The sequence below is a fragment of the Petrotoga sp. 9T1HF07.CasAA.8.2 genome, from assembly GCF_002895585.1.
Classification (GTDB): domain Bacteria; phylum Thermotogota; class Thermotogae; order Petrotogales; family Petrotogaceae; genus Petrotoga; species Petrotoga mobilis.
The window spans coordinates 96,629-122,649 of sequence record NZ_AZRI01000014.1 but is presented as its reverse complement, the minus strand read 5'-3'; the positions used below and the strand labels follow the sequence as shown (position 1 = coordinate 122,649).

Here is a 26,021-nt window from a genome sequence, read left to right as displayed (position 1 = left end):
TCAGATTTTGAAAATAATATTTTTTTCTGTATAATAAAAACGAAAATTTTCTTTTTATCTTATATTTTTGAAAAAAATTTTTATTCACAATAAGAACCTAAATTGGAGGAGGTGTGTATGGTGAAGAAACTTACAGTGGTTATTTTAGCAGTGTTGGTTAGTGCGATGGTGTTCACTCAAACGATTACGTTTTGGCACACTCAGGTAGAAACAGATAGGCAACAAAGGATAAGAGCCTTAGCACAGATTTTTGAAGCACAAACTGGTATAAAGGTAAACTTAGTCCCTATTGAGGAAAATGAGATCTTAGAACAGATTCCAAGAGCAGTTCAAGCTGGAACTTTACCAGACGTTGTAGAAGGCGGTATCTCTCCTATACTCTTGCTGGGGAGCCAGGGCTTTATGGATACAGAACTGAATGCAAAAATTATCGAAGATTTTGGTGATGTTTATGACGGTGTTTCAAGATTGATGCAGGCACCAGATGGAGGATATTATGGTGTACCTTTCCATGCTTGGGTTCAAGGGATTTGGTATAAGGCGAATTTGTTTGAAGAAAGAGACCTAGGAGCTCCAACATCTTGGTACAATATACTTACAGCTGCAAAAGCATTAAACGATCCTGCTAATGGTTTCTACGGTATAATATTGCCTAAGAAAGCTGACGCTTATACTGAACAGGTATTTTCACAAATTGCTCTATCAAATGGTGCAAGACCAATTGATAAAGACGGAAATATTCTTTTTAATACTCCCGAGATGATCGAATCATTTAGATTTTATAAAGAACTGGGCAAATACTCCAGACCTGGTTTTACTGCTGTTCCAGAAGCATTGAATGGTTATTTGAACAATGAAGCCGCTATGGTATTCTATTCCACTTATATAATGGACGATATTGCGGTGGAAGAGGTACAAAAACAAAGAGTGGAACAGTTTGATCCTAAACTTGTTGAGAATACAGGTTTTGCAAATTTTATGGTTAACATAAGACCTTCTTCATTTGGGGAAGTCGTTGGATTGGGTATACTTAACACGTCCGAAAATAAAAATGCGGCAGAACAGTGGGTAAAATTTCTTATGAGTGGCAGCAATTATATTTACTGGTTACACATGGCACCTGGCGGAATGAATCCAACCAGAAGTTCTATAGCACAGATGGACGAATTTTTAGATAATCCTGTTTTAGAAAGATATGGGAAAGATCAAATAACTACTATTATTTCTGCCTTAGATACTGTAGAAAGATTTGAGTTCATGGAAGGAGAAATCATTGAAGAAATGAGTATCCTGTCTGGTAACTTTGTAATTGGTAGAGCAATAAACAGGATGTTCGCTAACGATTGGACACCACAGCAAACCGCTCAATGGGCACAAGAAGAAGCGGAAAGATTGTTAAGTGATTAAATGCGTCTGAGCTATTGAAAGGGGAATGCTTTATTCCCCTTTTTTACTAAAAATGGGGAGGAGAGAGATATGCAACGATTTCGAGATTTATCTCCTTTAAAGAAGAAAGAAGCAACCTTTGGATGGAAGTTAGTATCACCTGCGGTTATTTTGATAGGTCTTTTTATTATGTATCCAGTTTTATACAATATTTACTTGAGTTTTTTTGAAGTATCTTTGACACCCGGAGCACCAAACAAGTTTGTGGGTTTTCAAAATTATAGAGAACTGTTAACCGATCCTACCTTTTGGAATTCCTTTGGTATAACTATTTTGTATGTTTTGATTACTGTCGTTGGAAGTATTTTAGTTGGTTTAGGGGTTGCTTTGCTTATGAATAAAGAATTTCCCGGCAGAGGTATAGTCAGAGCCCTTATACTGTTTCCATATGTTGCACCGGTTATTTCAACTGTTTTTGCATGGCAATATGTTTTAATGCCTTTAAATGGTCCTTTAACAATACTTTTAAGTAATTTAGGTATCATGGATGTGACAAAAGACCTAGTTAATGATCCAAATAACGCCTTCATAGTTGTTTCATTTTATAGTATTTGGAAGAATTTTCCTTTTATTTATTTGATGATTTTATCGAGGTTACAATCAATACCTCAAGATTATTATGAGGCAGCTGATATTGATGGTGCCAATGGTTGGCAAAAATTCCATCATATAACTTTACCTGAATTATATTATGTAATAGGCTCTTTAGTTCTTTTGAGAGGAATATGGAATTTTTACAAATTTGAAGAGGTATATTTGTTGTCTAAAGAGGCTAGGACTCTACCTATATACCTATATGAAAAAGCCTTCACAGGTTTGCCAGAACTTGGAGTTGCAGCGGCGATAGCAACTGTCCTCTTTGTAGTTATGATGGCGCTCATATCCATCTATGTGAGGAAGGTGTTAAAATGGTAGTAAGAAAAAGATCTTTCATAAAAACATTTTTATTTTGGTTTTTTATAGCTTTAGTTGTAATATTTGTTGCCTATCCTTTTGCATATATGGTTTCGGTTTCCTTCAGGTATGATTCAGACGCGTTTGATCGGGGATTGATTCCTGAGAATCCAACATTGACACAGTATGCTCAACTATTAGGATTTCAGGAGTCAATTAGGCAACAGATGAGTGAAGAAGAGCAACAACTCATGAGACTATTAGAATCTCTTCCAGAAGAACAAAGAGAGCAAGTTCTTCAGAATATACAATCATCAAGAAGGCGTGAATCATTTCCTTTTTTAAGGTGGTTTGGTAATAGTTTATTATTGGCTGGATTAAGCGCTTTGACAAGTTTGATAATAGGTATATTTGGTGCCTATTCTTTCAGCAGAGTTTGGTATCCTGGAAGAACTCTTGTTCAAAGAGGGGTATTGCTGGTATACCTAGTCGGTGGAGTGATATTATCTGTTCCTTTGTATGATTTGTTTGTAAGAATAGGATTAACTAATTCAGGAGGAACCTCAATGTTTGCTTTGTATATAATATATATAATTCAGACGTTGCCTGTTTCGATGTACATGCTTGGTAATTATTTCAGAACGATTCCTGAATCAATTGAAGAAGCCGCCTTAATTGATGGTAGTACAAGAATTGGAACTATTATGAGGATAATTATTCCTCTATCAATGCCGGCTATAATAACAGTTTTCATATATGCCTTTATGATAGGATGGAATGAGTATCTGTTTGCTTCTATTTTCATAAGGCCTTATCCTTCAGCTTATACGCTGCCCGTAGGTTTGAGGGAGATTTTCTTTTCTGAACATGCCGTATGGGCTAAAATGATGGCAGCTTCAGTATTGACGGCCGTTCCAGTCATTGTATTGTTTATGACCGTAGAAAAATATCTAACAGCAGGTTTAACTGCTGGTGGAGTCAAAGAATAAAAGTGAAAAGGTGACAAAAGGGAGGAAGTTGAAATGTCAATATTTTTCGATGATAAAATTTTACAAAATTTACCAAAAAAGGTAAAAGTAGTTGTTGGTATTCCCAGCTATAATAATGCTGAAACGATTTCCTTTGTTTCTAAAACCGCTGCAGAAGGTATAGTTGAATATTTTGATTCAGATGGGATAATTGTTAACGCTGACGGGGGTTCAAAAGATGGAACAAAAGAAGTTTTTATGAAAACAGACACAAAAAGCGTCCCAAAAATCGCTTACGATTATATAGGTTTGCCAGGTAAAGGAAGTGCAATGCTTTCTGTCATAGAACTTGCTAAAAACTTAGACGCAGAAGCGATTGTATTTTTAGATTCTGATTTAAAAAGTGTTCGACCATGGTGGATTGAAAGATTAACTGGACCTATAATGAAGGGACTTTCCGATTATGTTACGCCTTATTATGTGAGGCACAAGTACGACGGTACGATCACAAACCAAGTATGTTATCCTTTGGTTTCTTCTTTATTTGGGCAAGCCATCAGGCAACCAATAGGGGGAGATTTCGGAGTAGGTAAAAATATGATAGATGTTTATTTGAAAGCTGCCTCAAGTGTTGCCAAAACAGAGGTTGCAAGGTTTGGGATAGATATTTGGATGACTATAAATGCCATACTCAACTCCAACAAGAAGGTTTATCAGGCTGCTTTAGGTGCAAAAGTTCACGATCCTAAAGATCCAGGGGCCGATTTATCCCCTATGTTTAAGCAGGTAGTTGGGACCTTATTCGATATTATTGTAGATAGCGCTTCCAAATGGAAAGATATCGGTTCTATTGAAGAAGCCCCAATATATGGTGAAATACCCCAAATTGCTGTTGAACCTATCAACATCAACATAGAAAATTTGAAAATGCAACTTTTAGAAGGTTTAAAAAACGAAGAATCCAAAATATTGGCAAATGATCATTTAGGATTCATAATGGAAAAGAAGAAAGTACCACTTCAAATCTGGGTGGATATCTTATTCAATGCATTAATAGAGTATTCAAAAAACAAAGACAAAAAGTTGGTGGAATCCTTAGTACCTCTCTATTTTGGGAGAGTAGCTGATTTCGCTGAATTGACAAAAGATATGAACGAAGTAGAAGCTGAAAAAGTTATCAAAGATCAAATAAATCTTTTTGCTAATAAAAAAGACGAATTGATAGAAAAGTTATAGTCGATAAGAGGTGAGGAAGTTGGTAACTTCCAAAATCAAAGGGATATACAATTCTTTAACTAATAAAGAAAAGCAGGCAGCTCAGTATATAATCGAAAGGCCTGGCGATGTAATACACTACAGCATCACAGAATTATCCAATTGGGCCGGAACTAGTGAAACTACTATATACAGAGTTTTAAAAAAGGTTGGTTACTCGGGATATCAAAAATTTAAGTTGGAATTGGCAAGGGAATTGAGCACCCCTACACTTGACTCAAAAGAGTCAAAAGATCTTTTTGATATGATTTACAATAGGACTGTAAACGCCTTGACCGATATTCTAAGGCAAGTGGATAGAGATAAAATTACTCATGCCTCCGAAATAATTATGAACAGTAAAAAACTACTATTCTATGCGGTAGGAAGATCTTTTCCTATTGCTTTAGATGCTTCTTTGAAGTTTGCTGCCTTAGGATTTGCCTCCACTGCATATTCTGATCCACATATGCAAGTTATCGTTGCTTCCAATCTTGAAAAAGATGACGTAGTAATTGCTATCAGTCATTCTGGAGTTATCAGAGATACTTATAAATCCGCCCAAGTAGCCAAGGAAGCTGGTGCTTTCACCATAGGCATGACTGCAGGGGTTAACTCACCTTTATCAAAAATAGTTAATCTAGTTTTATATACCTCAGCTGAAATGCCTCAAGAAAGCGAATTTACCGTTAGCAGAATCGGAGAAATGTTCATGGTGGAACTTTTGTACAATTCAGTTGCTTCTAAGATGTCCCTCAAAAACAAAGAAAGTAGAATAAGTCAAGCGATGAAGACAAAAAAATTCAATTAACAAAAAAGGGGGCTAATCCCCCCTTATTTAGTAATAATAGTTCCCGTTTTTCCTTCCAAAGCATCAACCAATTTCGTTAAATCTGTAATTAAAGCTGATCTTCCAGTCTTGAGAACAAAATTTGTGCATGCCTCTATCTTCGGCAACATACTCCCTTTTGAGAAATGCCCTTCTTTCATATATTGTATTGCTTGGTTCACAGTCATTGAAGATATAGCTTGTTGATTGGGTTTATTGAAATTTATAAATACCTTTTCTACAGCGGTTAGAATTATGAACTCATCGGCGTCCAATTCTATAGCTAACAAAGCAGAGGCTCTATCCTTGTCTATAACACCTTCCACGCCTTTTAATTTGTTCTCTTCTTTTACTACTGGGATACCCCCACCACCCGCTGCTATGGTTATATTGTTGTCCTTTACCAATTGTTTAATAGCTTTTATCTCTACAATCTCCAACGGTTCTGGAGAAGGTACTACTCTTCGCCAACCTCTTCCGGCGTCTTCTACCATGCTCCAACCTTTTTCTTTAATGAAAGTGTTAGCTTCTTCTTCGGTGTAAAAGGGTCCAATAGGTTTTGAAGGGTTGTTAAAGGCTGGATCATCCTTATCAACAAGTACTTGGGTAACGATACTTGAAACATCTTTTTCCATATGTTCTGCTGTTAAAACATTTTTTAACATTTGGGAAATCATGTATCCTATATATCCCTGAGTCATAGCTCCGTTAACATCTAAAGGAAATGGAGGAATAACCTCTTTGGCTATATCTTGTTGAACTAGAATGTTTCCTACTTGAGGGCCATTTCCGTGAGTTATAACTATTTTATAATTTTTTTTTACTAGCTCAACTAGGCATTTTGCCGTGTTCTCTAAGTTTTTTAGCATATTTTCAGCGGTAGGAGATTCTTTTGGTTGGGATAAGGCATTTCCTCCTATTGCTACAATTGCAAGTTTTTCAGCCATTCCTATCAACCTACCAACGTTGCTACCATAACTGCTTTTATGGTATGCATTCTATTTTCTGCTTGGTCAAAAACTTTTGAGTACTTACTTTGAAACACTTCATCCGTAACTTCCATTTCTTTAATACCGTATTTCTGGTAAACATCGTATCCCATATCGGTTTTTGTATCATGAAAAGAAGGCAAACAATGAAGGAAAATAACTTCAGGATTGTTAGCCTTTTTTATCAATTCCATATTTACTTGGTAAGGTTTAAGTAATTTGATCCTCTCTTCAACTTTACTTTCTTCTCCCATAGAAATCCAGACATCAGTATAAATCACATCCGCGTTAGCAACAGCATCAACTTTGTCTGTGATGGTGATTTTTCCACCGTTTTCACTAGCTGTCATTTCCATTTCGCTTATCAGTTCTTTACTTGGAAAAAGTTCTTTTGGAGAAATAATTACAAAATCCATACCCATTTTAGAGGCACCAATCATGAGTGCGTTTGCCATATTGTTTCTTCCATCACCAACGTACACAAACTTGATCTTATTAAGAGGTTTTTCAAAGTTTTCCATAATCGTTAGGAAATCTGCCAACACTTGGGTGGGATGATCTTCATCTGTCAAACCATTCCACACGGGAACACCTGAATATTTTGCTAAAATTTCTACCGTTTCTTGCTTGAAGCCTCTAAATTCTATACCATCGTAAAATCTTCCTAAAACTCTTGCCGTATCTTCTATTGACTCTTTCTTACCCATTTGACTGTTAGTTAGAAATGTAACGTTTGCCCCTTCATCGAAGGCAGCTACTTCAAAGGCGCATCTTGTTCTAGTTGATGTTTTTTCAAATAGCAAAACTATGTTCTTACCTTTTAATAAATCGCCCTTAATACCCATTCGCTTTTTGGCTTTTAGATCTTTTGAAAGCTCCAAAAGATACTTTATCTCTTCTGGTGTGAAATCTTTCAACGTTAAAAGGCTTCTTCCTCTTAAATTGATAGGCATGCTTCTTTAATTCCTCCTTTTTATTCTTCCAAAACTTTTTTTAGTTTCTCAGGTTCTACCCTGAATGCTGAACCCTTACCCTGGAAAAAATGATGTTTTTCTATTAAGTGTAATGATAATTCTGTGATAAGAAGTTCTTCGTTGTTATTTAAATTTTTAATTCTTAAATTAACTTTTCTAAAAATACCGTCTTCAAATGGACAAGGTAGATGTCCTCTAGCTTCGTCAACTTTTATTAGCCATTTATTATCAATGGTTACAGGTTCTTCAAAAGCTTCTTTCCCTTTTTCGAAAAGATACCTAATCTTTTTAAGGTCATCTTGTAAATTTATGTTTAAAGCCCTAATTTTTTCTTCATCACTTTCAATTATGTCAACCAAAAGTCTTTCATCATCACCTAAAAATCCATCAGCGGTTATAACTCCGCGCTTCATGTTTTCATAGGCTTTCTTTAAATCTTCAGTCATTTTCATTGAGGAAAAACACCTCCTTTTGATTATGCGAACTTGTCATAATATATTTTATCCTCGGATATGCCGTTCGCTGTCATTACTTTAACACAGGCATTTATCATACCGGGGCTTCCACACAAATATCCTTCCTTTTGGGTATTTTGGTCCATTTTTTCTTTAAAATATTTTCCCAATACATCTGTTATAAGTCCCGTTTCTCCTTTCCAATTATCTTCAGGTTGTGGTTCTGAAAGTGCAGGAACAAAATGGAATCTGTCCCATTTCTTTTCCATGTCTTGAAAGAAATCCAGATAATAAAGATCTTTCAAGCTTCTTGCCCCGAAAAACAACCAGACGTTTCTGTTGGTTATTTCCCTTTCGAACATATCTGCAACGATAGATTTTATCGGAGCTAACCCTGAACCTCCTGCAACACATATCATATCTGCATCCGTATCTCTCATATAAAATTCACCGAAAGGACCAACCAATTCCATTTGATCATTTTCTTTTAGATATTTGTGAACATAAGTTGTCGCAATTCCACCTGGAACAAGTCTGATAAAAAATTCTATGGAATCTTTTTGACTTGGCGACGATGCAATGGAATATGCCCTTTGTGTATATTCGTTTATTTTCTCGTAGGGAGGTATAACCAATTGCATATACTGTCCAGCTTTAAACTCAATTTCATTGGGCTCGACAAGTTTAATTTTAACTTCTTTTATATCATATGTCAAATCATTTATTTTTTCAACCACACCTTTAAAAATTTTTGCAGAAAATAACTCTTCTGGAATTTCTATCGCTATGTCAGATTTTACTTTCACTTGACATGATAATCTTATATTTTGTTTCATTTCTTCTTCGTTTAAAAGGGGTGCTTCTGTAGGTAAAATTGGTCCTATATCTGATAAAACTTTTACCTTGCATGCCCCACAACTTCCCCTACCACCACATGCTGAAGGGATAAAGATGCCTTGCTCGGAAAGAGTAGTAAGTAGTGGAGCGCCTCCATTTACCTTTAACTCCTTTTTTCCATTATTGATATCGATCTTAACTTCACCATAATTGTTAACTACGCTATCAACAACCACAATCATAGCAGCTAAAACCGCACTCAATCCACCTATTATAAATGAAGCAACTAAAATTGCGTTCACATCAATCACCTCACTGTACGTTTAGCATACCGGAAAATCCCATAAAAGCCATCGCCATAAGTCCAATCGTGATTAAGGTAATTCCAGGTCCTTTTAACGGTCCCGGTACGGGAGATTTATCAACCTTTTTTCTTATTGCGGCTAGTGATATGATTGCTAACCACCAACCTAAGCCTGAACCAAGTCCAAATATAACTGATTGAAGGAAATTATAATTTCTAATCTGCATAAAAAGAGCTACACCCAGTATAGCACAATTAACAGTGATCAATGGAAGAAAAATACCTAAGCTCATGTACAAATTAGTTGACATCCTCTCTATAACCATTTCTGATATCTGAACTATTGCGGCAATAACTATTATGAACACTATGTATCTAAGATATTCTAAACCGAAAGGAATCAACAAATAATGGTATACAAGCCAATTAATTGCGGTAGTTATAGTCATAACAAAGGTTACTGCAAGACCCAACCCATTAGAAGAAGTGAAATCCTTTGAAACCGATATAAAGGAACACATTCCTAAAAAATTTGCAAGAAGTATGTTGCTTGTAAAAATAGAAGCAAAGAATAAAGATATCAAACCTACGTCAGGGGACATTATTTTTTAACCTCCTTTCTAAACATGTAACCTTTTAATATCCATATGAAAATAGCTAACATAAAGAAGGCACTTGGAGGCATAACCATTATAGTCCAATTTACAAAGTTATCTGGTAATATTTGAAATCCAAAAACTGTTCCAAAGCCCAATAACTCCCTCACAAATGCAACCATCAAAAGAACATACATATACCCTATTCCACTAGTTAAACCATCCCACAGAGAAAGTAATGGAGGGTTAGATTGAGCAAAAGCTTCTGTTCTTCCCATTATTATACAATTAGTTATGATCAAACCTACGTAAGGTCCCAAGGCTCTACTGACATCAGGTACATAAGCCCGTAGAACGATATCAACAATTATAACATAAAAAGATATTATCAAAGTTTGGGCTATCATTCTGACTTTCCTAGGAATGAAAGATTTTAACAAAGAAACCGTCAACGCCGATAAGCCTGTCACAAAAACGACTCCCAGAGTCATAATGGATGTGTTTATTAAAGTGTTAGTTACCGCTAATGTGGAACATATTCCGAGTATTTGGATGAATACAGGATTGTTATACCATAAATTATCTTTAGCAATTTCTATCCAACTTTTCTGAGCCATTAACTATTCACCCCCAGAATATCTTTTAAATTTGAAATCGTATCGTTTACAATTCTTTCAATAGACTCAGAAGTTCTTGTGGCACCGGTTATTGCATCAACTTGTCCGTTTTCGTAGTCGTAGTCCCCGGAACCTTGCCCAGTTACTACTCTTATTTGACTGTCTATAATTTTAAGACCGGAAAACTGCCTTTTGAACCAATCTTCTTCTATCCTTCCTCCCAATCCAGGTGTTTCGTTTTGAGATATAAAATCAATGCCAACAATTCTAGAAACATCTTCGTTCACAGCTAAGACACCCGTGATAGTGCCCCATAGTCCACTACCAGTGAAGATGGTAGCATAGACATTTTGTCCGTTTACTTCGGCAGTGTATAGTTGAGAGCCATTAATAGATTCAGTTGAAACCATAGAGTTGTATTTTTGAAAGGCTTCTTCATCACTTTCATAAGATATACCCATTGCAGATAATATTGCTTTAATTTGGAACAATTCTTGATTCCTTGCTACCGTATCTTTTGTTAGTTCATTTGCTACTGCCAAAACGAAAACAAACACAAAAGAAATAATAAATGTGAATATAATGGTATAAACTCTACCTTCCCTTTTCATGCTTTCACCTTCTTTCTAGTAAAAGCTGTATCCAACAAAGCAGCAAAGGTGTTACCCATTAACACTCCAAAACTCGTACCTTCAGGGAAAAGAGAAAACGTTCTAATAAGTACAGCCGTAACTCCTATTATAATGCCATAAAACCATTTAGAAGTTTCATTTTTTGGTGCAGTTACAGGATCTGTTGCCATAAAAACGGTCACAAACATGAAGCTTCCAGAAAGTAAGAATTCTAAAGGATAAGAGGCTTCCGGTATGCCTATTAAAGAAAAAAGGCCTGTCAATATAGAAGCACTCAAGAATGTGGATAACATAATTTTCCAACTAGCGGTTTTTGTGGCGATGAGATAAATTGCAGCGATAAGTATTAGAAATATAGGACCTTCTCCCATTGAACCTGATCTGAGTCCAAAAAATAATTCAAACAAGCCGAAACTTTCACCATTTGCTAAAACTTGTAGAGGTGTTGCTGAGGTTAAGATATCAGATGTCGCTCTCCCAAAATTTCCCGGTTGAAGCCATGATTGGGTCATAATATTTGGAAAGGTTATGTAAATAAAAAGTCTACCAGCAATGGCTGGATTAAAAATATTTCTTCCAAAACCCCCATAAACTTCTTTTGCAAATAAAACACCAAAAATAATCCCAATACTGGCGATCCACCAAGGCGTTGCAGGAGGAAGGGATAAGACGAATAAAGTACTGGTGACTAATACAGCTTCGCTAACTTGCCGTTTTTGTCTTTTTTCCATAATGTACTCTGTCAAAATCCCAAAACCATAAACAAATATAGATAGAAAAATCAATCTCCATCCGTACATGTAAAAAGCAAAAGCGTAGACAGGTATCAGTGAGTACAGTACCCTTCTCATCATAACCTGTTTTTGGAAAAAGCCTGATGCCACATGAACACCCCCTTAATTAAATCTAAATTAATAAATCTATTGATATTTTAACATATATGACCTTAGATATCAACGATTCATTTTATCAATTTGTAAGAATTAAAAAAGGGCGAAAAAATTCGCCCCTTTGATTTTCTAAAGTTTATTAGTTTTGATATAAAACGTAAGCGGATAAAGGTGACACTTCGATTGTTCCTTCCACTACATCCAGTGTTTCGGTACCAGCTGTGTTTTCATTTACAACTAAATTCCATTCGCCTTCAGGTAGTGTGATTTGAACAGAAGATTCTGGTTCTGCATTGTAGACAGCCACAATATTTTTCCATGGATCGTTGTTTGCATTATCTTTTATGATAAAAGCAACGGTTTTTCTATATTCTTTAGGTAGTTCGAAAAATTCAATGTGAGCTATTATATCTTCACTATTGGTCATTCTAAAAGCAGGATGAGCTTTTCTTAATTCTATCATACCTTGGTAATACTCAAATATATCGTAAAATTCGCTTTTCCTGTTCCAGTCGTATACGTTTGGTTCTAAAACATTGTATGGGTTATGATTACCGTTCTTAGTCCTTGCAAAATCCACCCCACCGTGTAAGAAGGGTATACCCTGCATCGTTAAGATCATTGCATTGGAGAATTTTTGAGAGGCTTTTAAGGTTTCTAAAGTTTGTGGGTCTAACTCTTCTTCCCACGGTTTTACACCGAGAGCAAGTGCATTTTTATCCCATAAGGTATGGTTATCATGGTTGGAAACGTAGTTCATAGTTTCTTGTGGGTCTTGTGCCCATGATCTTATTGTGCTGTCGTATTCAATAGATCCGACAACACCTCTTTTTATCTTTGTTTGTTGTCCTGCAGCCCCTAATCCAAAACCTTTGACCTCAGGTTCAAATACGCTTCCCCTAATAGCGTCTCTAACATCATCGTTGAATACAGCTACCTCTAAACCTTTTTGGTCTCCTTTGCCAAACGTTATTTGACCGCCACCAGTCCATGGTTCTCCATACAAAAGTACGTCTGGTAGTAGGGCATGTAATTCTTCTGATATTGTTTTTACCGTTTCTTTGTCGAATAATCCTAATAAATCGAATCTGAATCCATCAACATGATACTCATCGACCCAATACTTTAAACTATCTACTATGTATTTTCTCACCATGAACCTTTCCGTGGCTACTTCGTTCCCCACTCCAGATCCATTTGTATATTTCCCAGATTGATCAGTACGGTAATAGAAGTAAGGAACCGTTTGATCGAAAGGTGAATTTTTTCCAACTTGGTATGTATGGTTGTACACAACATCCATCACAACCCTTATACCGTTTTCGTGAAAAGTTTTGACTACGGTTTTCACTTCATTTATTCTCTTTAATGGATCGTATGGATCTGTCGAATAAATACCTTCTGGAACATTGTATACTAAGGGATCGTATCCCCAACCGTATTGCTCATCGAATTTAGTTTCATCTAAAGAACCAGCATCTTGAATAGGCATAATGTGAACGTGAGTAACTCCAAGTTCCTTTAGGTGTGATAATCCTGTTTTCACACCTGTGGGGGATTGTGTATTGTCTACAGTCAATCCAAGATATTTACCCCTGTACTCTTCTGGAACTCCAGAGCTTTCATCTATTGTAAAATCTTTTACATGAATTTCATAAACAATTGCATCTTCAGGATTTTTAAGAACAGGTCTTGTATCGTTATTCCAACCTACTGGGTCTGTATCATTCAAATCTATAATAGCTGATTTCGCGGAATTGACGGCAAGAGCTGTGGAATAAATATCTATTGTTCTTCTTGTTTCGCCATAAGATACGAACTCATATAGATAATATTGCCCTTTTAAATCACCGTTCATAGTGGCATGCCAAACTCCGTTATCGTTTTTTGACATGGGAACTTCTTTATAGGGTTCTTCATCCAAATAATCATGGAAAAGTAGTACCTTTGCTTCTGAGGATACTGGGGACCAAACTTTAAATTCTGTTTTAGCTGGAGAATAAACCGCTCCTAAATCGTTCCCATAGTAATGAAAAACCTCATCATCTAAAATATTACGCATAATCACATAATTTTCTGATACATATCCTTCTATATCTATTTTATACAATTTATCCACATCCTGGGAAGATATTGGATTAGCTAGTTTTATTGTAATATTTGAGGTAACAGAAATATCGGTGGGATCGGTTTTATAAACATCTGATACATCCATAGCAATAGGATCAGAACCATCGACCTGATAAAAGTGGACTTTTCCTTCCCACTCTTTTGTATCAAAGGGTACCGTTAGACTAACCTTTATTTCATCGAAAGAATCCATGATAGCTGCATTTACTCGGGGACTTAAGTCAAGGTTTTTAGGATCGGTATAGTAATTCTCTACTCCAGATAAGACCCATATTTCAGCAACTCCGCTTTCAGGTATACTCACGAATCTATCCATTGAAATATCTTTTTCCCAACTATCTGTTCTTACAATGAACCCCAACTCCTCATGTTTTTCCTCAAATTTGACAATCGCATACTTACCAAAACTATCCTCACCTTCAAATAAATATCTAGCGCCTTCTTTGGAAACAGGTTTACTTGGCCAAATCCAAAGATTCCAAGGTTCATAATCACCATCAGGTCTGTGATAGTGTACGATCAAAACGGTCTGTGCGTCAAAGTTAGCAGCGGTTTTCCCTTCAGAAAGGCTTACAAAATTGTTAGGATTTGTACTTTCAACCTCTTTAGGCAAAGCTTGAGTTTGTGTGGCTTGATCTGCTTGCGCGGAACAACCTAACAACAAAGAAATTAAGAAGAATACTAGCAAAAAGTAACCTACTTTCCTCATAAATACCGACCTCCTTTTGAAGTTGTGATATAGTGAAAAGGTTTCCACAATATAGAAAAAAATAATAATATCTTCTATGTTTCTCTTTCTACTATTTTTGCTTCCAATTTGTAATGTTCAGCTTTTTCTCTTCCTTCCATGGAAGAGACGAACATCTCATAAGCAATTTCGACCATTTCGCTAATCGGTTGTCTAATCGTTGTTAATTGAAATAGCCTACTGATAGGAAGATTGTCAACAGCTATCAATGAATAATCCTTTTTTGGATACATATTCATTTCTTCCAAGTATTTTTTGACACCTACTCCAATCATGTCACATGTTGCAAAAATGGATGAATATTTTCTGGGGCGCCTTTTTATAAGGGTTCCAATCGCTTTATACCCCCCATCCCACAATAAATCGCTGTATATAACATTTACTTTTTTATTGTGCTCTTCCATAACTTCTAAAAAACCTTCGTCTCTTTTTTTGAAGACAAAAGAGGTAAATTCATTGTTGAGCTCCTTAAAAGTAACTAAATAGAAAGTACTATTTGCAGGTGAATTATTTATGAGATATTGAGCGGCTGTTTTCCCAACTTGATAATTATCAACGTATACAGAATCGAATCTCTCATCATATGAATCGATCAATATTATTTTCTTAGGGGGAATTCTGTTCTGAAAAATGCTTGAAACGGAAAGAGAAGAGATGAATACCCCGTCTGTTTGATAAATTAAATCGGTATTTTGCTTGATTTTTTCCAGAGATATCTGATCTATAAGAGGAAAAACTATCAACCTATAATTATTTCGAGAAATTTTCTTTTCAAGTAGAGAATACATGATTCCATAAAATTCGTTTCCCATGTCTGGTGTCACAAAAGAAAGAGAATTTATATTTTTTGAAGATAACGTTCTAGCGTTAATGTTGGGAGAATATCCCAACTCTTCTATAATTTCTAGAACTTTTTCTTTGGTCTTTTCGCTTACCTTTTCGGAATTATTTAATACCCTTGAAACTGTTGCTATTCCGACGTTGGCGAGTCGTGCTACGTCTTTAATAGTGGGATTTGGATTTCTCTTTTTCTCTTTCACAATATTCACCTCGGAATCATAATTATATATATAGCGGAGCTTCAGCCCTACATTAAGGGGCAAGCCCCTTAAAAACCCCGAATTCAATACATCATTTGCAAAGCAAATGAGATTAGGAAAGTTATTCAAAAACATTACGAAAAAAACCATTTTGCATAAAACTGCAAAAAAACATAGTTTGCAAATTGCAGCAAACGCTCCCCACCCTAAAAGATAAAAGAGTTTTTGCCCCTTCTCCAAGCTCCTTTACCTAAAGGATAAAGGAGTATTTGCCCCTTCGCCCCGCTTTCCACCAATAAGGAACCGTTTCCTTTTTTACTCAATCTTATTTTACCTTTTTGATTAAAAAAAAGCTAATCAAATTATTCCTGATTAGAGACGATTATAGGCGATTATCATCGAATAAGTGAGAAAAACTTCGTTTTTCTCTATTTTAAGAAATTTGAAAAAGGTTTGCATAACGTTTATTCGTATGATATAATAAAAAAGGAATTATAAAATTTCATTGATAATCTAAGTTATAAAGAGGAGGAAATTTATGGGTTTTCTAGGAGTCTTGCTTATAATTATTCATATCATTTTAGCTTTAGGAGTAATCTACTTTGCACTGCAAAGAATGCAAAAAAACAGTGAAATAGGTGGGGCATTTGGTGCAGGCGGTTCTGCCACCAATTTTGGAAGAGAAAAAGGGCTAGATAAAACCTCCAAAATTGCTCTAGCTTTTGGCATACTTTTCATGATCAACTGTTTTTTGGTAACTTGGATAATAGCTTAAAGGAGGAACCAATATTTGAACCCTGAAGACCAACTTAGAATTATACAAGAAGATTCCGTAGATTTTATTACACCAGAAGATTTTTTGAACAAATTAAGAGAAAAAGGCCAATTAAAAGTTAAGTTGGGAGTGGATCCTTCTAGAGCAGATCTTCACTTAGGCCATGCTGTTGTTTTAAGAAAGTTAAAACAGTTTCAAGAGTTAGGTCATATAGTTTACTTAATAATCGGGGATTTCACGGCAAGAATAGGAGACCCTTCTGGAAGATCAAAAACGAGACCTTTACTTTCTGAAGATGAAGTCCGAGAAAATTCAAAGACATACGTTGAACAAGCTTTTAGAATTCTTCACCCCGATAAAACTGTGGTAAAATTTAACAGCGAATGGCTTTCCAAATTATCTTTTGCTGATATAATTAACCTATCATCAAGATACACAGTTGCCAGGATGCTTGAAAGAGATGATTTCAGTAAAAGGTTAAAAGAAAATCAGCCTATAAGTATATCTGAATTTTTGTATCCTTTAGCACAAGCGTATGATTCTATTGTTATTGAAGCTGATGTGGAACTTGGAGGTACAGACCAACTTTTCAATCTTTTAGTTGGAAGAAAGCTTCAAGAAGAGTTCGGTCAGTCCCCACAAGTGGTGCTTACAATGCCTTTGATTGAAGGAACAGATGGGTACCTAAAGATGAGTAAAAGTTACGACAATTATATAGCTTTTAACGATTCTCCACAAGATATTTTCGGTAAAGTTATGTCTATTCCTGATCATCTTATTATTAAGTATATGAAATATTTAACAGATACTCCAAAAGATAAAATAAAAGATATTGAAAATCAAATGAAGAGTGAAGAAGTGAATCCAAGAGATATTAAAATGGTTTTAGCAGAAGAAATAGTTAATTTGTTATATAATAAAGAAGAAGCAGAAAAAGCTAAACAAAACTTTGTCTCAATCTTCCAGAAAAGAGAAATGCCCGAAGATTTGCCAGAGATTCAAATTAAAAGTGGAGAAACGATTTTAGACATAGTTTCCAAGACCAACGTTTACGATAGCAACAGTGAAATAAAAAGGGCTATAATGCAAGGTGCCATTAGAATCAACGACGAAAAAATAAAGGATTTCAAAGATGTTGTTGATTGTGATGATGGAGCTATATTAAGAGTTGGGAAAAAGAGTTTTTTTAAAATAAAAAAGATGAAATAGATTTTGCAAAATTTCTTTAAATATAGTATAATATAGTGACGGTTTTTTGAGAAAAGTAGTTTTTTATCAAATCAAAATCATAAAAGGGGGTAAGGAAGAATGAAGAAAACGCTTGCTTTATTTGCAGTAATGGTATTTGTGGTGTCTGCTTTTTCACTTGGCTTCACCGACGTAGGAGAGGATCATTGGGCGTATGATTACGTTATGAAGCTGGTTGAAAAAGGTGTAATTCCTGTAGACGAACCAACATTTAGAGGCTATGAACCTTTGACAAGGTCGGATGCAGCAGTTTGGATGTCGAGGTTGGTAACTTATTTAGAAAACTCTCCTGAAATCGCAAAGACGAGCGATTTAGCCTATTTGGAAGTCAAAGTAGATGATCTTTCAAAGAAGGTAAATAACGTTGAAAGTCAGTTCAATTCATTGAATGAGCAGTTGCAAGCGGATGATCTTTTATCCGATCTGCAGGCAACATATCAAGATGTTAAAAAGACAGCCTATAGAGCCAAAAACATTGGTGATGCTTTAGAGACTGATCTGTTGGCAGTTAGTCAGGACGTAGCTGGTTTAAAAGCAACGGTTAGTCAATTAGAGGTAACGGTAGAAGAAACAAAGAGTTTAGCTGAACAAAATCAAATGTTTGTCAAAGCATTGCCTTCGCTTTCTCAGAAAGTAGCTTCAAACGAAGAAAGGATTGCTTCGCTTGAAGAATTCAAAACAAGTATGACTAGGCAACATTTGAATCTCAAATACGATACTTACGACAAGATCGACGAATTAAGTAGCAGGGTATCTACAAATGAAGAGCAAATCGCATCTTTGTCTCAAGATTTAGCAGAAGTAAGAACTATAGCTGAGCTAAATCAGATGTATGTTAAGGCTTTACCAGATTTAGCAAAAAAAGCTGCTTCTAACGAAGCAAAGATAACAGAGTTAAGTCAACAAGTTGAAGCTCAAAATGCAGAAATACAAAAAGCGCAAGATAAAACAATGTTATGGTTAGTAGCTGGTTTGGGAGTTATTTTAGGTGCCGTTGGTATCTTCATGCCTCAATAAAATTTTATCAAATGTATGATTCGTATTGACAAGTACTATGGATGTTTGCTATAATAGTAAGGATTTTTTAAAAAATTAAATCAAAAGTAGAAGGGGGTTTTTGTATGAAGAAAGTTTTATTGTCTTTGTTGGTAGTTTTTGCTTCATTTGCACTTTTTGCAGTAGAGCCAGTGTATGATGTTAGCGGTACAGCTGGTTTTGAATTCAAGATGGATGAGGGTGCTTTGGATATCCAACAGGTGTTGAAGCCAAAGCTCAGCATCGATGTTAAATTTACTGAAACACTTCCGGCAACTTTAACAGCAGGTTTTACATTTTCACCTGTGACTGTGACTACTGAATCAACGGAAGTTACCACAACAGCTGGAGCAACAGATACAGATGTTTTAACAAGTGTTGTTGTTAAACCGGGATTAAGTTTAAGCTATGTTCAATATGAAGAAGAAGCATGGTTGTTAAGATTCCAACCAAGTGTTATAGCTTTAAGTGATTACACCATAAGCGGATTTACTAAAGCTGTAGGTTCTTTAAAACTTGGGTTAACAGATTACGGAGTTAATGTCGTATTAGCTGACACAGTAGCTGGAGAGGTTACAGAACATGCTACAGGAGACTTTGCAATCCCTGGGAATATGATTTTAGGTGCTAGTTACGATCTCGATGTAAGTGGAGTAAAAGGTCTTGTTGCTGGAGCTTTCAAATTTGAAGATGCCTCCAACAATAGAGTTACGGTTGAAGTAGAAGTTACAGAAGTGCCAATTCCTGGTGAATTAAGTGCTGATTTAGCTTTTGGTTTACTGAATTTCTTAGATGCTTCTGACGAGGCCTCATCTGCTACGGCATATAGAGTAGATGCTGCTTATAAATACCCATATAAAATGGATACATTAACAGTTACACCTCACGTTGGTTTCACATGGCAGAATAACTTAGGAACAGTTTATGCAAAAGAGGCTGAAAATTTTACTTCTTCTTCCTATTTTTCTGTTGCTGACAAACAAGAAATCACAGCTGGAGCAGATTTGAGCTATCTTGCAACACCTATCACAGTAGAGTTAACTGATACATTCACAATTGACATGTTAGAAGAAGACCCTGTTTATCTCTTAGATCTTATGGCGGCCGTTGATTACGCTATTTCCGATAAAAGTTCAGCAGGAGTAGAAGTTCCTGTTTCTTTCGAAGATTTAACTAACGAAGGAACTATAACTGTTGAACCACATGGGTATGTTGAATATGTTGTACCAGATACAAAAGTTACTTTAGCTGCCGATGTGTATTATTTCTTTGATAATAAAGACGAATCTGACGATAACAAATTAGCTTATATGGGTGAAGTTTCTTATAAATATAATGACTATGTATCTGCTGGAGCACACCTTGGTAATGAAGAATTGAACCTAGCAGGTAAAGTAATTGGTGCCGATCCACTCACCGATCTACACTGGTATCTATATCTCAAAGCTGAATTTAAATTCTGAGATGATTGATAAATCAAAAAGCTGGCTATAAGAAGCCAGCTTTTTTAAAAACTAAAAAACATTATTTTTCATAAATTAATTCTATACCCACTTGTTCCAATTTTTCGTGTATGTTTTCATATCCTCTAAAGATATGATCCACATTCGAAATAATTGTTTCTCCTTCTGCAACGAGTCCAGCTATAAGTAATGCTGCGGCAGCTCTAAGATCTGTAGCTTCTACAGGCGCTCCCGATAGTTTGTTTACTCCTTCTATAATTGCCGTGTTGTCTTCTACCCTAATCTTAGCTCCCATTCTGTTCAATTCGTCAATATGGTAAAATCTACTTTTAAACACAGTTTCTGTTATTGTAGATCTGCCTGGGACCAAAGATAAAAATGTTGTGATCTGAGGTTGCAAATCTGTTGGAAATCCCGGGAAAGGAGCTGTCTCCATGCTGATACTATTTAATGGATTGAGAAGAGTTTCTGATACTTTTACCTCTCTTTTTTTCTCGTCGTAATCTACTGGGCTTCCAATATTATCAAATACTGAGAATAAACTATTTAGATGTTCAGCAGATACATTTTTTATGGTTAGTTTTTCGCCCACGAGTTTACCTAGTATGATGTATGTACCAGCTTCAATTCTGTCAGGAATTATGGTGTATTTTACCCCCGATAATTTTTTTACGCCTTCAATCTTCAATATTGAGGTTCCCCCACCTGTAATTTTGGCTCCCATCTTATTTAGAAAGTTTACTAAATCAGTTACTTCTGGCTCTATAGCGCAATTGGTGATAGTCGTTTTTACGCCTTCTAATAAGCAAGCGGTGGTTAAAACGTGTTCCGTAGCTCCAACGCTTGGGAAAGGCAAGGATATATTTATTAGGTTGTTGGGATTGTCCAATTTACTGGTTACGAAACCGTGTTCAATCGTACTTTCAATTCCGAGCTTTTTTAAACCCTCTAAATGAAAGTCCACTGGTCTTGCACCGATAGAACAACCACCTGGAAGTGCAACTTTTGCATAGCCATTTCTGAGGGTTAATGGGCCGTAAACGTTGAAAGAGGCCCTCATTTTTCTTACGGGTTCATATGGAATCTCAGAATTGACATTACCTGAACTTTTGATTATCAATTGATCATCGAAACGTTCTATAACTTTTCCTGCACTTTCTAGTATTTCAATCATGGTTCTCACGTCGGCTAAATCTGGAACATTCCTTAACTCAATATCATCGTCGGTGAGTAAAGAAGCTCCCATAATTGGTAGCACAGCGTTTTTTGCTCCAGAAACGGTTAAAGTTCCTTTTGCCTTCTGAGGCCCTTTTACAATCATTTTTCCAGATGTATCTAAACCAATACTTTTCAATTTTAGCCCCCCTAAGAAATAATGAAAGAACGTTTACCAATTTTTATTTCCGGTAGGTAGTAATTCACCAGAAAAAACCTTCTTCGCACTTTCTTCAACCGATTTAGAAAAATACGTTACGGATTTTATATCTGTATTATTTATTTTTCTATATAGTAGGTTTTCTCCTTCATCACGCCATCCCGTTAATACGATGCTATTGTTAAAAATTTCCTGAATTGTTTCTTCGAGAGTATCTTTACCGTAATTCCACGGAAGTGAAAATAGATTGTTTTTCTGCAAATAAAGATTATTACCATCAAAAAAGATATCCACATTTTTTATTTGATCTGAATAAGTATAAAACGATCCACTCTTTTGAAGTAATGATTGTGTGGCATTTCTATCGTCTTTGGAGGTTACAATGATTACAGGGGTAACTCCACTTGTTTCTAACCCTCTTATCATTCTATAAAGAATTTCAGATATCAAATAAGGTGAATTTCCAATATACTTTAAAGGATCATTAGCATCTTCTTCCAAAACCATTAAATTACCGAACACAACAAAATCTATTCCCAAATTTTTAAGGTGATGACCTAATTCTCTTGAAAAATCCTGAATTAAAGAAAAGTTTCTAACTGATCCTAAAGCCAAATAACAAAGCTCGGGATCTATCTCATTTAAATCCAAAAAATAGCCCACGATGTAATTTGGGTCTAATTCAGTATTTTCAATATCGGTTAAAGTATGAAAAAATTTTCCAACTATTTGATTATCCTCTTTTATTATATCGTATATACTTCCAAAAGTAAAGCTAAATATTAACATTATCGAGATCATCAGCCAGTATCTTTTCAATGGCATATGCCACACCATCCTCATCGTTACTTGGTAACAAGTAATTTGCTACTTTTTTTACATCTTCTTTAGCGTTTCCCATCGCGAAACTGTTTTTTGTTAATTCAAGCATGTCTATATCGTTTTCGGAATCACCAAAAACGTAAAGAGTATTTGGATCTAAGTTGTAGATTTTTGAAATTATCTTCAAGCTATTTCCTTTGGAGACACCGTAAGGAATAAAGTCCAAATAGATATCCCAAGATTTCATTAGGTTAAACTCTCCTTGGAGCTCATTTTCCGCTAATTTTTTAACGAGGTCTATTTTATCAGGCTCTCCAATTGCCAATATTTTTAATGTTGGGTGAGCTGAGTTTTCTATTTCAGCTATTAAATCATCTACCAGTACGTAATCAACAAATGAATGTTTAGAGTAATCTCTAATCTCTTTATCGTCTATTTCCGAAATAAGTTTATCGTTTATATAGATATGTCTGTGGATATTAAGGTCTCTAAGAAATTTTATACATTTAATTGCACTTTCATTTGCTACACCTTTTTCAAAAACTACTTTTCCATTGTGATCGACTATATATCCCCCGTTGTATGAGGAAATAATCACATTCCCTTTCAAAAAAGGTAGAAAGTTTTCCACTACGTACATAGTTGAAGCGTACATTCTTCCACTTGCTATTATTATAATATGTCCTTCTTCTTTCAACTTTTTCAAAGCTTGGTATGTTTTTGGCGAAATTCTTACCTCAGAATTTAAAAGAGTTCCATCCAAATCAAAAACAAAGGTTTTTTTCATATTCTTCCCCTTTCCAAACTGTAACTTTTTTAAAACAAATTTCTTCTTTTATGAGTATTAGCGCCCCTTCTTTTATACTATTTTACCATATAAATCATTAATTATAAATTAATAAAGCAAACTAACAATGTTTTTCTTTTGCTTAAAGCCATCATAACAAATGTGTGGTATGATTTTTATAATCTAATTGAAGGGGGAGTGCCAGATGGATTTTGCTAAATTTGGTAGTAAATACATAGTTAGGTTGGATAAGGGGGAAGAAATCGTTTCAACATTGAAAGATTTTTGTTCAAAAAATTCAATAAAATTGGGCACTGTATATGGTTTGGGTTCCACGAACGCTATAACTATTGGTTTGTTCAATACTCATGAAAAGAAATACTTTTCAAAAGAGTTTAAAGGAGATTTTGAAATTTTGAATCTCACAGGTAACATATCTACTATGAATGGAGAGACTTATTTGCATTTACATGTGAGTATTTCAGATTCTGATCTTCATTCTTATGGTGGTCATTTGAATTCTGCAATAGTCAGTGGAACCGCGGAAATAGTAGTTGAAAGCATAGAAGGTACAGTAGATAGAAAATTTGATTCAGAAGTAGGTCTCAATCTGTATAATTTTAGGTGATAGTGAAGTCTATTTTGAGAAGGGAGCAAATAATTTGAATTTTATTGATACCCATTGCCATTTGTTACTCAAACAGTTTGATGATGATAGGCAAGAGATGTTGAAAAAAGCTAATGAAGAGTTGGATCTGTTGATAGAAATTGGTATAAATGTAGAGTCTTCAAAAAGTGTCGTTGATTTTGTAAAAGATGAGGAAAAAATATTTGGAGCTGTCGGAATACATCCCACTGAAAGCGTGGGATTAAAGGAAACAGATTTAGATGAAATAAAAGAACTGGCAGGAAAGCCTAAGATTGTAGCAATTGGAGAAATCGGCTTGGATTTTTATTGGGAAACGAATAAACAAGACCAGTATAAAAGTTTGGATGCACAATTAGATATTGCTGAAGAAATGGCCTTACCGGTAGTTTTTCATATTAGAGACGCATATGAAGAGGCATACAATTTTTTGCAGAAGAAAGGGTTGCAAGAAATTAGAGGTGTCGTTCATTGCTTTTCAAGTGATTGGGAAATGGCTGAGAAATTTTTGGATTTGGGATTATATTTAGGTTTTGATGGGCCAATTACTTATCCAAAAAATAATAAATTGAGAGAAGTGGTTGAAAAAATACCTGTTGAAAGAATTTTACCTGAAACAGATTCGCCTTTCTTACCCCCTGTACCTTACAGAGGAAAAAGAAACAACCCAACTTATGTAAAATATGTTTATGAAAAGATATCAGAAATAAAAGGGATAGATGTTGAAACTTTGAAAGAAATAACAAAAAGCAATGCTGAAAAGCTTTTCTTTAATAAGGGTTAAAGTGTCCCAATAATCTTAGTTTTTTCCCATTGACGGCATCTATTGTAGATATTCTTTTTTTACCAGGGAATTGTATCTCTTTTATCTTTACAGCCCCATTTTTACATTTTACAAGTATTCCGTCTTTTTCAATACCTATTATTGTTCCAGATTCTTCTTTATTTTCTATGGTCAACAAATTAGCAGAAAATTCTGACCCAAATATCTTTACCTCTTCTTTTTCGTAGACGCTTCTTACCCCGGGGTATGGATCGTAAGCTCTAATCTTGTTATGAACCTTTATAGCATCATTATTAAAATCTACAATTAGATCTTCTTTTGTAATTTTTTCTGCATATGAGGCTTCTTCTTCGTTTTGTGGTTTCAAAGTTAAATGATCGAATGAGTTCAAAAACTCTAAAACAGTTTCTTTTGCAAGTGATAATAATTTTTCATAAACAACACCATAGTTGTCGTTTATTTCAATGGGGACACGTTTTTGAATGGCAATATCTCCTGCATCCAGAATTTCTACCATCTTGAAAATACTGATTCCTGTTTCTTTTTCTCCATTTTCTATAGCTCGTTGAATTGGGGCAGCTCCTCTATATTTCGGCAGTAGAGAAGCATGTACATTCCAACACCCTTTTGTTGGCAGTTTTAAAACATTTGTTTTTAATATTTTTCCAAAAGCTGCGGTGATAATAATGTCAGGGTTCAGCTCTTTCAAAAAGTCAAACCCCTCTCCCTTATTAACACTTTTTGGTTGAAATACCGGGACATTGTATTTTAAGGCAACTTCTTTCACTGGTGTTGATTGAAGTTTTTTACCACGCCCTTTAGGTCTGTCAGGTTGGGAAAATACTCCAACAACATTGAAATTGTTTTTTATTAGTTCTTCCAAAACTTGGGCACCGAAATCAGGTGTCCCCATGAAAACAATTTTAAAATCCTTACTATTTGTCATGTTTTTACCGTTTCACCTAACTCCCATGCACGTTTTTTGCCCTTTTCTATTAGTTGGTTCAATTCCTTTTTTAACCTGGCTTTCTTTACAATGGATAATTTGTCAGTGAATAGAATTCCCTCAAGGTGATCTGTTTCATGTTGAAATATTCTTGCCTGATACCCGTGAAGTTCTTCCTCTATAACGTTGCCACTTAAATCCTGATAACGCACCCTCACACCTTCAGGTCTAACAACATCTTCAAATATATCAGGAATGCTTAGGCATCCTTCTTCAAAGCTAACCTCTTCTCCTAAGAACTCTATTATTTCGGGATTAATAACAACTTTTTTGCCCTTTTCATTTTCTTCCCGAGAATCCATGATGAAAAACCTCAAAGATATTCCCACTTGAGGTGCAGCTAAACCAACTCCATCGTATAGATACATTGTAGAAAACATCTCATCAATGACATCTTTTAAATTGTCATCGAAATTTTCCACTTTTTTTGCCCTTTTTCTTAAAACAGGGTCCCCAATAAGTCTAACTTCCATATGC

26 protein-coding genes are annotated in these 26,021 nt (G+C 35.3%); 11 read left to right on the top strand and 15 right to left on the bottom strand.

What is annotated here, in order from left to right; genetic code table 11:
- Positions 1–117: 117 nt before the first annotated feature.
- The 5 genes from X925_RS03650 to X925_RS03630 all read left to right on the top strand — a co-directional run bounded on the left by X925_RS03650 (position 118) and on the right by X925_RS03630 (position 5,373).
- Entirely contained in the window at positions 118–1,407 is a 1,290-nt protein-coding gene (locus X925_RS03650; protein WP_012207930.1) for an ABC transporter substrate-binding protein, read from the top strand.
- 69 nt (positions 1,408–1,476) lie between these two features.
- Entirely contained in the window at positions 1,477–2,361 is an 885-nt protein-coding gene (locus X925_RS03645; RefSeq protein WP_103064797.1) for a carbohydrate ABC transporter permease, read from the top strand.
- Positions 2,355–3,329 carry a carbohydrate ABC transporter permease gene (locus X925_RS03640; RefSeq protein ID WP_121959156.1) on the top strand — a complete coding sequence of 325 codons (975 nt, stop codon included), beginning with the start codon at positions 2,355–2,357 and terminating at the stop codon, positions 3,327–3,329. Before X925_RS03645 ends, X925_RS03640 begins: the two co-directional genes overlap by 7 nt.
- 33 nt (positions 3,330–3,362) lie before the next feature.
- Positions 3,363–4,544, top strand: a complete 1,182-nt coding sequence (locus X925_RS03635) for a glycosyltransferase (RefSeq protein ID WP_012207927.1) — start codon at positions 3,363–3,365, stop codon at positions 4,542–4,544.
- Positions 4,545–4,563: 19 nt separating this feature from the next.
- Complete coding sequence (locus tag X925_RS03630) at positions 4,564–5,373, top strand: MurR/RpiR family transcriptional regulator (RefSeq protein ID WP_012207926.1); 810 nt, start codon at positions 4,564–4,566, stop codon at positions 5,371–5,373.
- A gap of 23 nt (positions 5,374–5,396) precedes the next feature.
- Here the strand turns inward: X925_RS03630 and arcC are convergent, their stop codons facing one another.
- The 10 genes from arcC to X925_RS03580 form a co-directional block, all read right to left on the bottom strand.
- Entirely contained in the window at positions 5,397–6,338 is a 942-nt protein-coding gene (gene arcC, locus X925_RS03625) for a carbamate kinase (protein ID WP_121959155.1), read from the bottom strand.
- 5 nt (positions 6,339–6,343) lie between these two features.
- Positions 6,344–7,333 (bottom strand): ornithine carbamoyltransferase, encoded by a 990-nt coding sequence (gene argF, locus X925_RS03620; RefSeq protein ID WP_121959154.1) that lies wholly within the window; start codon positions 7,331–7,333, stop codon positions 6,344–6,346.
- A gap of 20 nt (positions 7,334–7,353) precedes the next feature.
- Positions 7,354–7,806 carry a hypothetical protein gene (locus X925_RS03615; protein ID WP_121959153.1) on the bottom strand — a complete coding sequence of 151 codons (453 nt, stop codon included), beginning with the start codon at positions 7,804–7,806 and terminating at the stop codon, positions 7,354–7,356.
- A 23-nt stretch (positions 7,807–7,829) separates the two neighbouring features.
- Positions 7,830–8,948: an NADH:ubiquinone reductase (Na(+)-transporting) subunit F gene (locus X925_RS03610; RefSeq protein WP_199171472.1), complete on the bottom strand. Its 1,119-nt coding sequence runs from the start codon at positions 8,946–8,948 to the stop codon at positions 7,830–7,832.
- A 10-nt stretch (positions 8,949–8,958) separates the two neighbouring features.
- A complete protein-coding gene (locus tag X925_RS03605) occupies positions 8,959–9,552 on the bottom strand; it encodes an NADH:ubiquinone reductase (Na(+)-transporting) subunit E (RefSeq protein WP_012207921.1) in 594 nt (197 codons plus the stop codon).
- Positions 9,552–10,163, bottom strand: a complete 612-nt coding sequence (locus tag X925_RS03600) for an Rnf-Nqr domain containing protein (RefSeq protein WP_103064791.1) — start codon at positions 10,161–10,163, stop codon at positions 9,552–9,554. The genes X925_RS03605 and X925_RS03600 overlap by 1 nt, the downstream gene beginning before the upstream one ends.
- On the bottom strand, positions 10,163–10,774 hold the full coding sequence (locus X925_RS03595; RefSeq protein WP_103064790.1) for an FMN-binding protein: 612 nt from the start codon (positions 10,772–10,774) through the stop codon (positions 10,163–10,165). The genes X925_RS03600 and X925_RS03595 overlap by 1 nt, the downstream gene beginning before the upstream one ends.
- Positions 10,771–11,649, bottom strand: a complete 879-nt coding sequence (locus tag X925_RS03590; RefSeq protein ID WP_121959168.1) for an RnfABCDGE type electron transport complex subunit D — start codon at positions 11,647–11,649, stop codon at positions 10,771–10,773. Before X925_RS03590 ends, X925_RS03595 begins: the two co-directional genes overlap by 4 nt.
- 175 nt (positions 11,650–11,824) lie before the next feature.
- Entirely contained in the window at positions 11,825–14,524 is a 2,700-nt protein-coding gene (gene pulA, locus X925_RS03585) for a type I pullulanase (protein WP_121514327.1), read from the bottom strand.
- 74 nt (positions 14,525–14,598) lie between these two features.
- Positions 14,599–15,603, bottom strand: coding sequence for a LacI family DNA-binding transcriptional regulator (locus tag X925_RS03580; RefSeq protein ID WP_158245395.1), 1,005 nt, complete (start codon positions 15,601–15,603; stop codon positions 14,599–14,601).
- A gap of 538 nt (positions 15,604–16,141) precedes the next feature.
- Between X925_RS03580 and secG the strand changes: the two genes are divergently transcribed.
- The 4 genes from secG to X925_RS03560 all read left to right on the top strand — a co-directional run bounded on the left by secG (position 16,142) and on the right by X925_RS03560 (position 20,124).
- Entirely contained in the window at positions 16,142–16,378 is a 237-nt protein-coding gene (gene secG, locus X925_RS03575; RefSeq protein WP_103064788.1) for a preprotein translocase subunit SecG, read from the top strand.
- A gap of 15 nt (positions 16,379–16,393) precedes the next feature.
- A complete protein-coding gene (tyrS, locus tag X925_RS03570; RefSeq protein WP_012207914.1) occupies positions 16,394–17,587 on the top strand; it encodes a tyrosine--tRNA ligase in 1,194 nt (397 codons plus the stop codon).
- A gap of 99 nt (positions 17,588–17,686) precedes the next feature.
- The gene (locus X925_RS03565) at positions 17,687–18,643 is read left to right on the top strand and encodes an S-layer homology domain-containing protein (protein ID WP_012207913.1); all 957 of its coding nucleotides are present in this window, start codon (positions 17,687–17,689) and stop codon (positions 18,641–18,643) included.
- 104 nt (positions 18,644–18,747) lie between these two features.
- On the top strand, positions 18,748–20,124 hold the full coding sequence (locus X925_RS03560; protein ID WP_121959152.1) for a hypothetical protein: 1,377 nt from the start codon (positions 18,748–18,750) through the stop codon (positions 20,122–20,124).
- Between the two features lie 61 nt (positions 20,125–20,185).
- Here the strand turns inward: X925_RS03560 and murA are convergent, their stop codons facing one another.
- From murA to X925_RS03545, 3 genes are all read right to left on the bottom strand, one after another.
- A complete protein-coding gene (gene murA / locus X925_RS03555; protein ID WP_369973994.1) occupies positions 20,186–21,445 on the bottom strand; it encodes a UDP-N-acetylglucosamine 1-carboxyvinyltransferase in 1,260 nt (419 codons plus the stop codon).
- 66 nt (positions 21,446–21,511) lie between these two features.
- Positions 21,512–22,324, bottom strand: coding sequence for a hypothetical protein (locus tag X925_RS03550; RefSeq protein ID WP_121959150.1), 813 nt, complete (start codon positions 22,322–22,324; stop codon positions 21,512–21,514).
- A complete protein-coding gene (locus X925_RS03545) occupies positions 22,275–23,108 on the bottom strand; it encodes a Cof-type HAD-IIB family hydrolase (RefSeq protein ID WP_121959149.1) in 834 nt (277 codons plus the stop codon). The genes X925_RS03550 and X925_RS03545 overlap by 50 nt, the downstream gene beginning before the upstream one ends.
- A 205-nt stretch (positions 23,109–23,313) precedes the next feature.
- Between X925_RS03545 and X925_RS03540 the strand changes: the two genes are divergently transcribed.
- Both X925_RS03540 and X925_RS03535 read left to right on the top strand, forming a co-directional pair.
- Entirely contained in the window at positions 23,314–23,736 is a 423-nt protein-coding gene (locus X925_RS03540) for a PPC domain-containing DNA-binding protein (RefSeq protein ID WP_121959148.1), read from the top strand.
- A 34-nt stretch (positions 23,737–23,770) separates the two neighbouring features.
- The gene (locus tag X925_RS03535; protein ID WP_121959147.1) at positions 23,771–24,538 is read left to right on the top strand and encodes a TatD family hydrolase; all 768 of its coding nucleotides are present in this window, start codon (positions 23,771–23,773) and stop codon (positions 24,536–24,538) included.
- Here X925_RS03535 and fmt read toward each other — a convergent pair.
- Both fmt and def read right to left on the bottom strand, forming a co-directional pair.
- A complete protein-coding gene (gene fmt / locus X925_RS03530) occupies positions 24,525–25,484 on the bottom strand; it encodes a methionyl-tRNA formyltransferase (protein ID WP_121959146.1) in 960 nt (319 codons plus the stop codon). The genes X925_RS03535 and fmt overlap by 14 nt on opposite strands.
- On the bottom strand, positions 25,481–26,017 hold the full coding sequence (def, locus tag X925_RS03525; protein WP_121959145.1) for a peptide deformylase: 537 nt from the start codon (positions 26,015–26,017) through the stop codon (positions 25,481–25,483). The genes fmt and def overlap by 4 nt, the downstream gene beginning before the upstream one ends.
- Between the last annotated feature and the right edge of the window lie 4 nt (positions 26,018–26,021).